The following is a 15426-nucleotide window of genomic DNA, read 5'->3' as shown; positions in this document are numbered from 1 at the left end:
GCGAAAAAATTTCCCTGATTAACTATTTGCCGTGTGGGTTTCGGGTGCTTTCACCGTTGAAGTTACGCATCAATAGCGCAAACTTCAGCTCCACCTCTTCCGGAACCGGCAGCCAGACGGTATGCCCGTCGCCCGGCGCCACGTCAATCGCCTCGCCTTTGCCGTTTTCCAGATGCTCCAGCGTAAAGTTCATGTTGCCCTGCGGGGTCATCAGCTCCAGGCTGTCGCCTTTGGTGAACTTGTTTTTCACCGCGACGGCCGCCAGCGCGCCTTTGCGCTCGCCGGTAAAGTCACCGACAAACTGCTGGCGCTCGGAAACGGAGTAGCCGTGCTCGTAGTTCTGGTAGTCATCGTGAGTATGACGACGCAGGAAGCCCTCGGTATAGCCGCGGTGCGCCAGGCCTTCCAGGGTTTCCAGCAGGCTGGTATCGAACGGTTTACCGGCCGCCGCATCGTCGATGGCTTTGCGGTACACCTGCGCGGTACGCGCGCAGTAGTAATAGGATTTGGTGCGGCCTTCGATCTTCAGAGAGTGCACGCCCATCTGCGTCAGACGCTCGACGTGGGCGATGGCGCGCAGATCTTTCGAGTTCATGATGTAGGTGCCGTGCTCGTCTTCAAAGGCGGTCATGTACTCGCCCGGACGTTTGGCTTCTTCAATCATAAACACGCTGTCGGTTGGCGCGCCGATGCCCAGCGTCGGCTCAACGTTAGTCACCGGGATAGGCTCGTGCTTATGCACGATATTACCGACGTCATCCTCTTTGCCTTCCTGGACGTTATATTCCCAGCGGCAGGCGTTGGTGCAGGTGCCCTGGTTCGGGTCGCGCTTGTTGATATAGCCGGAGAGCAGGCAGCGGCCGGAGTAGGCCATGCACAGCGCGCCGTGAACGAAGATTTCGATTTCCATATCCGGCACCTGGGTGCGGATCTCTTCGATCTCTTCCAGAGACAGTTCGCGGGACAGGATGACGCGGGTCAGCCCCATCTGCTTCCAGAACTTCACCGTTGCCCAGTTGACGGCGTTAGCCTGGACGGAGAGGTGAATATCCATCTCCGGGAAGTTCTCCCGAACCAGCATGATTAAACCCGGGTCCGACATGATCAGCGCGTCCGGCCCCATATCCACCACCGGCTTCAGGTCGCGGATGAACGTCTTCAGCTTGGCGTTGTGCGGCGCGATGTTCACGACCACGTAGAATTTTTTGCCCAGGGCATGCGCTTCGTTGATGCCGAGCTGCAGGTTCTCGTGGTTGAATTCGTTGTTGCGCACGCGCAGCGAGTAGCGCGGCTGGCCCGCATAAACGGCGTCGGCACCATAGGCGAAAGCGTAACGCATATTTTGCAGCGTTCCCGCCGGGGAAAGGAGTTCCGGTTTAAACATGTTTGTTCTCGTTCTGATGACAGGTCAGATCCGCGTGCACCAGGTGCAGCGGTAAGGGGAGATCCCCCACTTTAAGGGCGGGCATTGTAGCGCCGCGGGGCAGGGAGGTAAAGCGTCGAGTCGTATCACCGCCCATCCGGCGTGTACGCATATTTTTAGGTATTGTCTTTACCATCTGGCTTGAAAGACCGAGGCAATGCCGTTTCCCGCTTTCAGTACAAGCGTGGACTGAACGTCATTGCTTTTGCTTAATTCGAATCAACCAGATACAGGAAAACTAACTGATATTGAGATCGTGTATAACTTTTGAGCGTCATCAAGTCGTCTGTTCAGGAACCTATCTGAATACGTAGCTTGATTAATGAAGAGAAAAAGACGGAATCTGTTTATGAACCGTTACCATTTGTCAGGGGAAGAGTATGGCGAGGCTGGATTTCTGTGAACTTGCTTCTGCAAGCGCAGATACTGCAGATAGCGACCAATTTGAGAAGTTCGCAAAAATATTCATGGAAAAAATTTTGGGAGGGATTGTAACTAAAGGCCCAAGCCGGGGAGCGGATGGTGGCATAGATATACGGGTTGAGTTTGATATTGCCGGATGTCGAATTGCCAAACTTGTTAGCTGCAAACACTACGCTCCTTCTAAAAAGTCCGTTGGTCGCAGTGATGAAGAGGACATTCAGGACAGACTTGCTGAATTTGAATGTGATGAGTTTGTTGGATTTTATTCCACCATTGCATCGTCCGGGCTTGAGCAAAAACTGGAGCGACTGAAAGCTAAAAAAGGGATTTTGTACCAGATTTATAATTCAGAGGATATTGAAACCTTATTACTGGAAAATCATGCGGGCTTTCAGTTAGCAAAGCGTTTTTTTCCTCGTTCAGTACAAAATATATTACCACAATTTATTGCTCTACTGCCCACCTTCACATCCTGTGACGCAGTGCGTCATTCTTCAGGTTGGATAGTCCCGGATGTTTATAGTGACTACGAGCCACGGGTCTACGCCTGTAATGCTAATTTAGCTGCACAGTATGCAAATGAGAAGGCGATGAATGATATCCATGAACCTATGTTCTTGCAGGCATGGAAAGATGCCGTCCATATGTTTTCAGATTATTTCATTATCCCTGCTACCGGTATTAACAGTGTAAGCAATATTAATGAATTACCACCGGACTGGGAAACTTCAGACGATATAATAAATTTATCCGCCGGGAAACGATGGGCACTTTTGGCTATCTGGAGTTTTTTTGATGATAAAAAGGTTAATGCTATTTTGAAGAAAATGCATAAACATCCTTCTCAGCAAGATTTGAACGTTATTAGCTTCGCTTTCCTGGCGATGATAACTGGCACCGAGCGTCGCGATGTATTAGCGCGACTTTTTGCTTATGCTACACCTTTTCGTTCCTGGTAAGGCCACAGTTTTAATGTCTGGAGTCTCTGCCCCGCAGTGCTGCGGGGCAATATTCTCACATTATCCTGCACGCATCCGCTTCCCAGCGATACCCCACGCCGTACACCGCGCGGATAAACGACTGCTCGGCGTCCAGCGCCTCCAGCTTGCGGCGCAGGTTTTTGATGTGGCTGTCGATGGTGCGGTCGGTCACGACGCGGTAATCGTCATACAGGTGGTTCAGCAGCTGCTCGCGGGAGAACACTTTTCCCGGCTCGTGGGAGAGGGTTTTCAGCAGGCGGAACTCCGCAGGCGTCAGGTCCAGCAGCTTGCTGCGCCAGCTCGCCTGGAAGCGGCTTTCGTCGACAATCAGCGGGCTTTCGGCATCGAGCACCTGAAGCTCGCGCTGCGGCCTGCAGCGGCGCAGAATGGTTTTCACGCGGGCGACCACTTCACGCGGGCTGTAGGGTTTGCAGATGTAATCGTCCGCACCAATTTCGAGCCCCAGCAGGCGGTCAATCTCTTCAATTTTGGCGGTGACCATGACGATCGGCACGTCGGAGAAGCGACGAATTTCCCGGCACAGGGTCAGACCGTCAACGCCCGGCAGCATCAAATCCAGCAGGATCAGATCCGGCGGGATCTGGCGCACGTATGCCAGCACTTTATCGCCGTGGCTGATCAGCGATGGAGCGTAGCTGGCCGCGCGTAAATAGTCGATCAGCAGCTGCCCAAGCTTCGGCTCGTCTTCCACAATCAAAATGCGCGGCGTGTTTTCGTCAATCGGTAACTCGGTCATACTTCTCTCGATAAATCCCGTTCCAGAGGTAACTCTACTGTAATGCTAACCCCGCCAAAAGGCGAATGGGCGGCGCGGATCGTGCCATTATGCGCCTCGACGATGTTAACGCAAATCGCCAGCCCCAGTCCGGAACCGCCGCTGGCGCGGTTACGGGAGCCTTCGGTACGGTAGAAACGTTCAAACAGTTTTTCCAGCTGCGCGTCCTGCACGCCGGGGGCGGAGTCCGCGAAGGTGAGGGCAAAGCGCCCGTTTTCCTGCCTGCCGGAGATATGCAGCCCGCCGCCGCTGTCGGTGTAGCGCAGGCTGTTTTCCAGCAGGTTATTGAACAGCTGCATCAGCCGGTCTTTGTCGCCAAACACCACCGCGCTGTCCGGCAGGGAGAGATCGATTTTCAGGTTGCGGCTGGCAAACCGCTCGCGGAAGGCGCCGCTGATCACTTCCAGAATGTTAATCACGTCCACTGGCGCCTTCTGGTAGGCCAGCGCGCCTTCATCGGACATGGAGAGCTGGTGGAGATCGTCCACCAGCTTGGTGAGCGTGCCCACCTCCGCCTGCAGAGAGGCCACCGATTCAGGCGTAAACTGGCGCACGCCGTCCTGGATGGCCTCCAGCTCGCCGCGCAGCACCGCCAGCGGCGTGCGCAGCTCGTGGGAAATATCGGCCATAAAGTCGCGGCGCATCTGCTGGTTCTTCTCCAGCGTGCTGGCAAGCTGGTTAAAATCCTGAGCCAGCTTGCCCAGTTCGTCCTGGCTGCGGGTATCGACGCGGGTGGTAAAATCCCCGGCGGCCAGCTTGTGCGTGCCTTCCACCAGTCTTTTCACCGGGGCGAGCAGACCGCGCGCCAGCGGGAAGGTGGCGAGCGCGGCGAGCAGGGTGGAGAGGGCGACAATCAGCCAGCTTGTCCGGCGCTGCTGACGGTCAAAGTTGATGTCGGTGTTGCGCGTCAGGCGCTCCACCGGAGAGGCGATAACCCAGCCGACAGTGGCATTGTTGACTTTAATCGCACGACGGGTGCCGTCCGGCGGGATCGGCGCACGCGGACCCACTAGCGTGCGCATGTCCTGGTCAATCACCCAGAACTGGGTGCGCCAGCCGTGCGGCGGCATGCCCGGCCCCGGGCGATCGTCACCGGTATCGTGCTCCAGCGAGCGCAGGATCTGGAAAATAAAGCGGTCGTTATTGCGCAGAAAACGCCAGTTGCCGTGCTGGGCGTACTGTTCACTCAGCGCATCGCTTAAGCCCTGTAAACGCTGTTCATTGCCATGCTTGATGTAATCAATAAAACCGCGCTCAAAGCTGATCCGCACCGCCCAGTGCATGGTGATCAGCAGGACGATACAGGTGGCAAATATCGCCACGAAGAGCTTGCCGGTAATGCCCGGACGCCAGAATTTCATGAGCCACTCCTTTTGCCGCGCCTAATCACGACGTTCTTGCTGGTATCATCCGGCACTCTGGCGAAGATGAAAGCGGGCAGGGCGATGATGACCGCCATGCTTAAATAGGTATACAAAAAGACCTGATGCGCCACCGGCGTGTCGACGCTGAGATGGTGCTGGCCGTACATGCCGAGCAGTAAACCGGCGATGGTCACCCCGACGCTCATCGAGAGCTGCATGATCATCGACAGCAGGCTATTGCCGCTGCTCGCCAGATCGTCCGTCAGATCCTTCAGCGTCAGGGTATTCATCGACGAGAAGCGCATGGAGTTGACGATCCCCTGGCAGAACAGCACCAGCGGCAGAACGTAGTACCAGCCCATCAGCGCCACGGCCATAAACAGCAGGCTCACCAGCGCCAGCCCCAGCGTGGCGGTCACCAGCACGTGACGGTAGCCAAAGCGGTTCACCACCTGCACCACGATGCGCTTCATTCCCATGCTGCCGAGCACCATCGGGATCATCATCAGGCCCGCGTGGAACGGCGAAAATCCCATTCCGATTTGCAGGAAAACGGGCGTCATAAACGGCAGCATGCCGCTGCCGACGCGCCCGGCGAAGCTGCCGAACAGGCCAAGGCGGTAGGTAGGATTTTTAAATAAGTTCAGGCTGAAGAGCGCCTTATCGTTACCTCTGGCATGCCACAGGTACCACAGTATGGCGGTAACGCCGAGCGCGATCAGGAGCCCGAGCGTCAGGGGCGAAATCCCCAGCCCCTTTTGCCCGTCGAGCGCCAGGGTCAGCGTGGCCATGCCCGCCGCCAGCAGGATAAAGCCAAAGAAATCAAAACGCCGGGTCTGCATTTTATAGTTCGGCATCAGCGTCAGGGTGGCGATGGCGCCGATGATGCCAACAGGAAGATTGATTAAGAAAATCCAGTGCCAGGAGGCGTACTCCACCAGAATGCCGCCGAGCGCCGGGCCCAGCAGCGGCCCCACCTGGCCGGGCAGGGTCACAAAGGTCATCGCCGCCATGTACTGCTCGCGCGGCACGATCTTCATCACCGTTAGCCGCCCGACGGGCACCATCATCGCCCCGCCGACGCCCTGCAGCACGCGTGCCATCACCAGCTGGTCGAGGGTGTTGGCCTGGGCGCAAAACAGCGAGCCGGTGGTAAACAGCACGATGGCGGTAAAGAAGATATTGCGCACGCCCACTTTGTCCGCCAGCCAGCCGCTGGCTGGCAGCATGACGGCTACCGTCAGCACGTAGGAGACAATCACCATATGCATATGCAGCGGGCTCTCCCCCAGGCTTTTCGCCATGGAGGGGAGGGCGGTGTTGACGATGGTCGTATCCAGCGACTGCATAAAGAAGCCGAAAGCGACTATCCAAAGCTGCCAGCGAACGTTAGCGGGAAGATCGGTCATTTACTCGGTCACCGTGGTTCTGTTTTTACGCGAAAAGCGCAGCCGCAGGCGGTCGAAGAACAGATAGACCACCGGCGTGGTGTACAGCGTTAGCAGCTGGCTCATGACCAGGCCGCCGACGATGGTGATCCCCAGCGGCTGGCGCAGCTCTGAGCCGTCGCCGCCCGAGATAACCAGCGGCAGTGCGCCAAACAGCGCCGCCAGGGTGGTCATCATGATCGGACGAAAACGCAGCAGGCAGGCCTGGAAGATGGCCTCTTCCGGCGACAGATTGCCGTTGCGCTGGGCGTCCAGGGCGAAATCCACCATCATGATCGCGTTTTTCTTCACGATGCCGATCAACAGCATGATCCCAATGAGCGCGATCAGGCTGAACGGCGCGCCGAACAGCTCCAGCGCCAGCAGCGCCCCCACGCCCGCCGACGGCAGCGTCGAGAGAATGGTCAGCGGGTGAACGTAGCTCTCGTACAGCACGCCCAGCACAATATAAACCGTGGCGATGGCGGCCAGAATCAAAATCACCTGCGAGTTCATCGTCTCCTGGAACACCTGCGCGGTGCCGGCAAAGCTGCCGCGCACGGTGGACGGCACGCCAAGCTGCGTCATCGCGCGGTTGATTGCGTCGCTGGCTTCAGAAAGCGACGAACCGGCGGGCAGGTTAAAGGAGATGGTCGACGCCGCCGACAGCCCCTGATGGTTCACCGACAGCGGCGCGTTGGCAGGCTGCCAGCTGGCAAAGTAGGAGAGCGGAATCGCCTTGCCGTCGTTGTTAATCACAAACATTTTGTCCAGAGCGCTGATGTCCTGGGTGTAGCGCGGATCAACTTCCATCACCACCTTGTACTGGTTCATCGGCTGGTAGATGGTGGAGATCTCGCGCTGGCCGAAGGCGTTGTTCAGCAGGCTGTTGGCGGCTTCAACGTTAATGCCCAGCCGCGACATGGTTTCGCGGTCGTAGGTCAGGGCCATCTCGGCGCCGTTGTCCTGCTGATCGGAGTTGACGTCCGCCAGCTCCGGCAGGGCGGCCAGCGCCTTGCGGATCTTCGGCTCCCACTCGCGCAGGGCGGCTAAATCGTCCGAGAGCAACGTGTACTGATAGCTGGCGTTCGCCTGACGGCCGCCGACGCGGATGTCCTGAACGGCCATCAAAAACAGGTTTGCCCCCGGCTCTTTGGCGAGCTTCACCCGCAGGCGGTCAATCACCTGCTGGGCGGTTTCGTTGCGCTCGCCGCGCGGTTTCAGGGTAATAAACATCATCCCGCTGTTAACGCGTGACCCGCCGGTAAAGCCGGTGACGTTATCCACGGCTTTGTCTTCACGAATGATCTTCATAAAGTCCTGCAGCTTGCCGCGCATCGCCTGGAACGAAATGCTCTGGTCCGCCTGAATCCCCCCCATCAGCACGCCGGTGTCCTGCTCGGGGAAGAAGGTTTTCGGTATGGTGATGTACATCCAGACGTTGAGCACGATGGTGCCGATCAGCACCAGGCCGACCAGCCGGGTATGGTTCAGCACCCACTTCAGCGATTTGCCGTAGCCTTCCTGCATCGCCATCAGGAGGCGACCAAAGCCTTTGCGGCGCGGCTGCGAATGGGGCTTGCTGCGCTTGAGCATCCAGCCGCACATCATTGGCGTCAGCGTAAGGGAGATAACCAGCGAAATCCCGATGGCGACGGAGAGGGTGACGGCGAACTCGCGCAGCAGCCGGCCCGGCAGCCCGCCCATCAGCAGCAGCGGCAGGAATACCGCCACCAGCGACAGGCTCATGGAGAGCACCGTAAAGCCCACCTCGCGCGTGCCCTGCAGCGCGGCCTGCAGCGGCTTCACGCCCGCTTCCAGGTGGCGGGAAATGTTTTCCAGCACCACGATGGCGTCATCCACCACGAAGCCCGTCGCTATCGTCAGGGCCATCAGCGACAGGTTGTTGAGGCTAAACCCGCACAGGTACATGGCGGCAAAGGTACCGATCAGCGAGACCGGCACGGCCACCGCCGGGATAAGCGTCGCGCGACCGGATCGCAGGAACAGGAAGACCACCAGGATCACCAGCGCGACGGAGATAATCAGCGTTTGCTCCACCTCTTCAAGCGAGGCGCGAATGGTCGGGGAGCGATCCTGGGCAATTTGCAGATCGATTGCTGCCGGGATGGTCTCCTGCAGGTCCGGAAGACGGGCGCGAATGCTGTTCACCGTCTCAATAATGTTCGCTTCCGGCAGCTTGCGGATCATCAGCAGAATGGCCGGTTTCGCGTTGGTCATCCCGGCGTTACGCACGTCCTGCACCGAGTCGGTGACGCTGGCGACGTCGCTCAAGCGCACCGCCGCGCCGTTGTTGTAGTGAATAATGAGCGGCTGATATTCCGCGGCGGTTTTCAGCTCGTCGTTGGTGTGGATTTGCCAGCGGTGGCTACCGTCCTCAATCGCCCCCTGCGGTTTGCGGACGTTGGCCGTGCTGATGGCGGAGCGCACGTCATCCAGCGACACGCCCTGGTTGAACAGCGCCTGCGGGTTTAGGCCGACGCGCACGGCGGGCAGGGAGCTCCCGCCGACGCTCACGTCACCGACGCCGTTAATTTGTGAGATTGTCTGCGCCAGCTGGGTAGACGCAAAGTCGTAAAGCTGCCCCTGCGAATACGTATCCGAGGTCAGCGTCAGGATCATGATCGGCGCATCGGACGGGTTGGCCTTGCGGTAGGTTGGGCGGCTCGGCATCCCGCTCGGCAGCAGGCTTTGTGCGGCGTTGATGGCCGCCTGCACGTCGCGCGCCGCACCGTTAATATCCCGGTCGAAGCTGAACTCCAGAATGATGCGCGTGCTGCCCAGCGAGCTGCTGGAGGTCATCTCGTTGACCCCCGCAATCCGCCCGAGCGAGCGCTCCAGCGGCGTGGCAACCGACGAGGCCATGGTCTCCGGTGACGCGCCCGGCAGCGAGGCGCTGACCATGATCACCGGGAAATCCACCTGCGGCAGAGGCGCTACCGGCAGCAGCCGGAAGCCCAGCACGCCGCAGAGGGTAATGGCGAGCGAGATTAAAATCGTCGCCACCGGGCGATAAATGAAGAGGGCGAAAAACTTCACTTATGCCTCCTCTTCACGTTTCGGGAAGCGGCTTTTGGTCCACAGCGCCAGGCGGTCAAACAGCAGGTAGATAACCGGCGTAGTGAAGAGCGTGAGCACCTGGCTTACCAGCAGACCGCCGACCATGCCGATACCCAGCGGACGGCGCAGCTCCGCGCCAACGCCGGTGCTGAGCATCAGCGGCAGCGCGCCCAGCAGGGCGGCCAGCGTCGTCATCAGGATTGGACGAAAACGCAGCAGACAGGCCTGGAAGATGGCGTCGCGCGGCGACATGCCCTGCTCGCGCTCGGCGGCCAGGGCAAAGTCGATCATCATGATGGCGTTCTTCTTCACGATCCCGATAAGCAAGATAATGCCGATGATGGCAATGACGTCCAGCTCGCTGCCCGCCAGCATCAGTGCCAGCAGCGCCCCCACGCCCGCCGTCGGCAGGGTAGAGAGGATGGTGATCGGGTGGATAAAGCTTTCGTACAGCACGCCGAGCACGATGTACATCGCCACGACCGCCGCGACGATAAGCCAGATGGTGTTACCCAGCGCGGCCTGAAACGCCAGCGTGCTGCCCTGGAACTGGGTCTGAATATCGGACGGGAAGCTGAGCTCTTTTTCAGCAGCCTGAATGGCCTCTACCGCTTCGCCGAGAGAATAATTGTCCGGCACGTTGAAGGAGATGGTGGTGGACGGGAACTGATCCAGATGGTTAATCGACAGCGGGGTATAGCGTTCTTCCACCGTGGCGATAGCGCTCAGCGGCACAATGCCGCCGTCTTTGCTGGTCAGGCGCACCGAGTCCAGCCCCGCCAGGCCGGGCGTGTTCTCCGTGTTGTGCTCCAGCACCACGCGATACTGGTTCGCCTGGGTGTAGATGGTGGAGATCAGGCGCTGACCGAAGGCGTTGTACAGGGCGTTGTCCACATCCGACATGGTAATGCCCAGGCGGCTGGCGGTATCGCGGTTGACGTTCACGTATGCCGCCAGCCCTTTGTCCTGCCAGTCGCTGCTGACGTCGGCGAGCTGCGGCAGGGTGTTAAGCTTATTCACCAGCTGCGGCACCCAGGTGCTGAGCGCGTCCAGCGAGGTGGCCTGCAGCGTGAACTGGTACTGCGTGCGGCTGACCTGGGTATCAATGGTCAAATCCTGAATCGGCTGCAGGTAAAGCTCAACGCCCGGCACCCGCGCGACGGCGTTTTGCAGACGCTCAATGACGGCGTTGACGCGATCGTCGCGTTCATCCAGCGGCTTGAGGTTGATCTGCAGACGCGCGCTGTTGAGCGACGGGTTGGTGCCGTCGACGCCCACGTAGGAGGTCAGACTCTCGACCGCCGGATCCTTCATGATGATTTCGGACACCTGCTGCTGGCGCTGGGCCATACTGGCGAAGGAGACCGACTGCGGGGCCTGAAGCGTGCCCTGAATAATGCCGTTGTCCTGAATCGGGAAGAAGCCTTTCGGAATGAAAATCCACAGCATCACGCTGAGCGCCAGGGTTCCCAGCGCCACGCCGAGCGTGGCCCACGGATGGTTCAGGACTTTCGCCAGCACGCGTCCGTAGGCGGCAATAATCCGCTCGAACATGCGCTCGGAGGCGCGCGAGAAGCGGTTTTGCTTGCGAAGGGACTCGTGGCTCAGCATGCGGGCGCACATCATTGGCGTCAGGGTCAGCGACACCACGGCGGAGATCAAAATGGCGACCGCCAGCGTCACGGCAAACTCGCGGAACAGACGCCCGACGATATCGCCCATAAACAGCAGCGGGATCAGCACCGCAATCAGCGAGAAGGTCAGCGAGATAATGGTAAAGCCGATTTCGCCCGCGCCCTTCAGCGCGGCCGACAGCGGCTTTTCGCCTTTCTCGATATAGCGCGAAATGTTCTCGATAACGACGATGGCGTCATCCACCACGAACCCGGTGGCGATGGTGAGCGCCATCAGCGTCAGGTTGTTAATCGAAAAATCGAGGAACACCATCACCGCAAAGGTTCCGACCAGCGAGAGCGGCACGGCGACGGCGGGAATAATGGTTGCCGGGACGTTACGCAGGAACAGATAGATGATCATGACCACCAGCGCAATCGCCAGCATCAGCTCAAACTGGGTGTCGGTGACCGACGCGCGAATGTTCGTGGTACGGTCGGAAAGCACCTTCACGCTGACCGATTTCGGCAGGCTTTCGATCAGCTGCGGCAGCATGGTGCGGATGCTGTCGGCGGTTTCGATGATGTTAGCGCCCGGCTGGCGCTGCACGTTCATCACGATCGCCTGCTGCCTGTTGGCCCAGGCGCCGAGCCAGCTGTTTTCCGCGCCTTGCTCCACGGTCGCCACGTCGCCCAGACGCACCGGGGCGCCGTTCTGGTAAGCAATAATCAGCTGACGGTATTCATCGGCGGACTGCATCTGATCGTTGGCAGAGAGCGTCACGGCGCGGGTGGGACCGTCCAGCGAGCCTTTTGCCGAGTTAACGTTGGCGCTGCTGATGGCGGTGCGGATGGTTTCGCTGGTCAGCCCCAGCGCGGCAATCGCCTGCGCGTTAAGCTTCACGCGTACGGCGGGGCGCTGGCCGCCCGCCAGCGTGACGAGGCCGACGCCGGAGACCTGAGAAATTTTCTGCGCCACGCGCGTTTCGACCATGTCTTCGACCTGGGTCATCGGCATGGCGGAGGAGGTGACGGCCAGCGTCATGATCGGCGGATCCGCCGGGTTCACCTTGCTGTAGACCGGCGGGTTAGGCAGGTCGGACGGCAGCAGGTTGGTGGCGGCGTTGATGGCGGCCTGTACTTCCTGCTCGGCGACGTCCAGCGACAGCGTCAGCTGGAACTGCAGCGTCACGACGGATGCCCCGCCGGAACTCTGGGAGGACATCTGTTTTAGCCCGGACATCTGCCCAAACTGGCGCTCCAGCGGCGCGGTAATGGCGGACGTCACCACGTCCGGGCTGGCGCCGGGATAGAGTGTGACAACCTGAATCGTTGGGTAATCCACCTCCGGTAGCGCCGACACGGGCAGGAAGCGATAGCCGATAATCCCGGCGAGCAGGATCGCCACCATCAGCAGCGTGGTGGCGACAGGACGGAGGATAAACAGGCGTGACGGCCCGCCTGTAGAGCCTGGGGGCATAACCTGCATCAGGATTTCGCTCCCTGTTTCGCAGGTTCAACCACTTCCACTTTAGCCCCTTCGGTCAGACGGTCAATGCCGTCGGTGACCACGCGGTCGCCTGCGGAAAGGCCGGCGGCGATGACCACCGTCTGGCTGTCCTGGATACCGGTTTTCACCAGGTGCTTGCTGACCTTATTGTCGCTGTTAAGTACCCAGACGAAGTTACCTTCGTTACCCATCTGCAGGGCAGCCGTTGGGATCACCACCGCGTTCTCTTCGGTGGCGACCAGCATGCGCGCGTTGACGAACTGGTTCGGGAAGAGGGCATCGTCCTGATTGTTAAAGCGCGCCTTCAGCTTGATGGTGCCGGTGGTGGTGTCGATCTGGTTATCCAGACTGAGCAGGGAACCTTCGCTCAGCTTCTGCCTGTTGCTGCGGTGCCAGGCTTCCACCACCAGACCTTTACCGGCTTTTTGCGCCTGCACCACGGTCGCGATTTCGCTTTCCGGCAGGGTAAAGACTAAATCAATCGGGTGAGTCTGGGTGATCACCACGATGCCCGTGGTGTCGCCGCTGGAGATCTGGTTGCCGATATCGACCTGCTTCAGGCCCACGCGTCCGTCAATCGGCGCGGTGATGCGGCTCCAGTCCAGCTGCAGCTGTGCGCTGGCGACGGCGGCCTCGTCGGCTTTGATGGTACCCTGCGTTTCGCTGACCAGCGACTGCTGGGTGTCCAGCTCCTGACGAGACACGAGGTTGGTTTTCACCAGCTGCTGGTAGCGGGCCAAATCGCGACGGGCGTTGGCGAGCGTGGCTTTGTCCTTCGCGAGCTGCCCCTGCGCCTGGGCGAGGGCGACCTTAAACTGGCTCGGGTCGATTTCCGCCAGCAGATCGCCCGCTTTAACCTGCTGACCTTCCTGGAAGTGAATGGCCATCAGCTGACCGTCGACGCGGCTGCGCACCGTCACGGTGTTGGCGGCGGTAATGGTTCCGAGACCGGTAAGGTAGCGAGGAACGGCTTTATTCACTGCCGTCGCCGCCTGTACCGGCGCCAGCGCGCCGCCGCGCATGCCGTGACGCCCTCCGCCTGCCGGGCGCTGTGCCTGACTATTGGCACCGGCGGGGGCTGCGGAGTTCGCGGATTGACTGTGCCAGTACCAGGCGGCGGCAAGGACCACCACAATGATGCCAGCGGCGATTGCCCAGCGGGATTTGTTACTGCCTTTCATCGTTATACGTTCTCATCCTGAAGACTTCGGGGAATGATACTAGTTTAGTCAGCTAACACAGCGGAAAAATGGAGGAAATATGGAAGACTGTCAGGAATGGTCTGAATGGAGGTAAACGCAAAACGGCAACATCCGTTGCCGTTTTTTGTGTTTTCTCCCTCTCCCTGTGGGAGAGGGCCGGGGTGAGGGCACCAGAACGCACCGCAACAATGCTAGCTAAACATCACCTGCGCCCAGCGCGCCAGCCCGGCGGTGACGGAGCCAAAGTCATCCCCACCGGCAATCGGAATGCCCGGCAGCTGTTCCGCCAGCGCTTTCTTGATCAGCGGCGAACGGGCGCTCCCTCCGGTCAGGTAAATCACGTCCGGCTTCTCTTTGCCGTTCTCCAGCGCCAGCTGCACCTGCTCCAGAATACGCTGCAGCGGCTGCGCGAGAGCCGCCTCCAGCCCGTCCTGCGAAATCGCGGTGGCCAGTTCGTCGCTGATAAACGGCAAGGAGACCGCATGCTCAGCGCGATCGGAAAGGGCAATTTTGCTCTCTTCGGCAGTCCGCACCACGCGATAGCTCAGGCGCTGACGCCACACTTTGTACAGCAGGGCGACTTTTTCGGCATCCTGCGCGTCGCGCACCAGATCGTTCAGGAAGCGGCCGTTCGCGGTGCTGTAAAAATCACTCTGCGCAGGTACGTCGTTAATGGCAATCGCGTTCCACCACGGCAGGATCGGCAGGGCGATGCCTTTTTCCGTCTGACCGCCCATGCCGAGCAGCGGCATCAGGCTCTTGAATGCCAGCGCGATATCGAGATCGTTACCGCCTACGCGGCAGCCGCTGTGCCCGAGCAGGCTATTTTCGCGATCGCGACGGTTATGCCACTGCGGTCCCATCAGCAGCAGCGAGCAGTCCGTTGTGCCGCCGCCGATATCCACGACTAATACGCGCTTCTCTTCCGTCAGCGTGGCTTCAAAATCCAGCCCCGCGGCAACCGGCTCATACTGGAACACCACGTCGCGGAAGCCTGCGCGGTGCGCCGCGCGTTCAAGGATCCCCTGCGCCTGCTGGTTGGCCTCATCGCCGCCCAGCCCCTGGAAGTTGATCGGGCGGCCAATGACCGCCTGGGTAATCGCATCGGAGACCTGCGTCTGTGCCTGATTGCGAATATGCAGCATCATCGCGCACACCAGGTCTTCGAACATCGCCACCTGCTGCGGCTTCAGCCCGCTGGCGCCGAGGAAGGATTTTGGCGACTTAACGAAGTAAACTTCTTCAGGATCTTCAATGTAGTGCCCGAGCGAAGAGAGGCCGAACTGCACGCTGGAGGGCGTAACGTCGATGTCTTCCTCGCGGTTAAAGCTGACCGCCCGGCGCAGCAGCTCCTGGGTCTCCGCCGCCGTGGCCGGAACCTGATGGTGGCGGAACAGCCATTCGCTTACCGCTTCACGCGTCGGCGCGCAGAGCATTGAGGGCAGCAGCGTGCTCTCTTTTTCCATTTTCAGGAGCTGTGGCTGCCCGTTTTGCATAATCGCAACCGAGCAGTTTGCCGTACCGTAGTCGAATCCAATAAACACGATAAATCCCCATGCCAGTGAGAAGGGGCGAGACTTTAACGAAATGTCTTCATGGCGACAACA

At 59.6% G+C, this 15426-nt stretch carries 9 protein-coding genes; 1 reads left to right on the top strand and 8 read right to left on the bottom strand.

Annotated features, from left to right (window positions below):
- Positions 1 to 22: 22 nt before the first annotated feature.
- Positions 23 to 1384 carry a tRNA 5-hydroxyuridine modification protein YegQ gene (gene yegQ / locus QMN93_RS15825; RefSeq protein WP_023312421.1) on the bottom strand — a complete coding sequence of 454 codons (1362 nt, stop codon included), beginning with the start codon at positions 1382 to 1384 and terminating at the stop codon, positions 23 to 25.
- Positions 1385 to 1803: 419 nt separating this feature from the next.
- Between yegQ and QMN93_RS15820 the strand changes: the two genes are divergently transcribed.
- A complete protein-coding gene (locus QMN93_RS15820; RefSeq protein WP_193139667.1) occupies positions 1804 to 2805 on the top strand; it encodes a hypothetical protein in 1002 nt (333 codons plus the stop codon).
- Positions 2806 to 2860: 55 nt separating this feature from the next.
- Here QMN93_RS15820 and baeR read toward each other — a convergent pair whose 3' ends face one another.
- The 7 genes from baeR to yegD form a co-directional block, all read right to left on the bottom strand.
- A complete protein-coding gene (baeR, locus tag QMN93_RS15815) occupies positions 2861 to 3583 on the bottom strand; it encodes a two-component system response regulator BaeR (protein WP_193139665.1) in 723 nt (240 codons plus the stop codon).
- Positions 3580 to 4983 carry a two-component system sensor histidine kinase BaeS gene (baeS, locus tag QMN93_RS15810; RefSeq protein WP_023312417.1) on the bottom strand — a complete coding sequence of 468 codons (1404 nt, stop codon included), beginning with the start codon at positions 4981 to 4983 and terminating at the stop codon, positions 3580 to 3582. The genes baeR and baeS overlap by 4 nt, the downstream gene beginning before the upstream one ends.
- Positions 4980 to 6395 carry an MFS transporter gene (locus QMN93_RS15805; protein WP_193139663.1) on the bottom strand — a complete coding sequence of 472 codons (1416 nt, stop codon included), beginning with the start codon at positions 6393 to 6395 and terminating at the stop codon, positions 4980 to 4982. The genes baeS and QMN93_RS15805 overlap by 4 nt, the downstream gene beginning before the upstream one ends.
- Positions 6396 to 9473 (bottom strand): multidrug efflux RND transporter permease subunit MdtC, encoded by a 3078-nt coding sequence (gene mdtC, locus QMN93_RS15800; RefSeq protein WP_047647327.1) that lies wholly within the window; start codon positions 9471 to 9473, stop codon positions 6396 to 6398. It lies immediately after the preceding gene.
- Positions 9474 to 12596: an MdtB/MuxB family multidrug efflux RND transporter permease subunit gene (locus tag QMN93_RS15795; protein WP_069303067.1), complete on the bottom strand. Its 3123-nt coding sequence runs from the start codon at positions 12594 to 12596 to the stop codon at positions 9474 to 9476.
- Positions 12596 to 13798, bottom strand: a complete 1203-nt coding sequence (locus QMN93_RS15790; RefSeq protein WP_193139661.1) for an MdtA/MuxA family multidrug efflux RND transporter periplasmic adaptor subunit — start codon at positions 13796 to 13798, stop codon at positions 12596 to 12598. Before QMN93_RS15790 ends, QMN93_RS15795 begins: the two co-directional genes overlap by 1 nt.
- 212 nt (positions 13799 to 14010) lie before the next feature.
- On the bottom strand, positions 14011 to 15363 hold the full coding sequence (yegD, locus tag QMN93_RS15785) for a molecular chaperone (RefSeq protein WP_193139659.1): 1353 nt from the start codon (positions 15361 to 15363) through the stop codon (positions 14011 to 14013).
- Positions 15364 to 15426: the final 63 nt, after the last annotated feature.

It is taken from the genome of Enterobacter sp. R-1.6.2, assembly GCF_035064085.1.
Taxonomy (GTDB): domain Bacteria; phylum Pseudomonadota; class Gammaproteobacteria; order Enterobacterales; family Enterobacteriaceae; genus Enterobacter; species Enterobacter asburiae_B.
The sequence above is the reverse complement of the archived record's forward strand: the minus strand, read 5'-3'. Positions and strand labels throughout refer to the sequence as shown.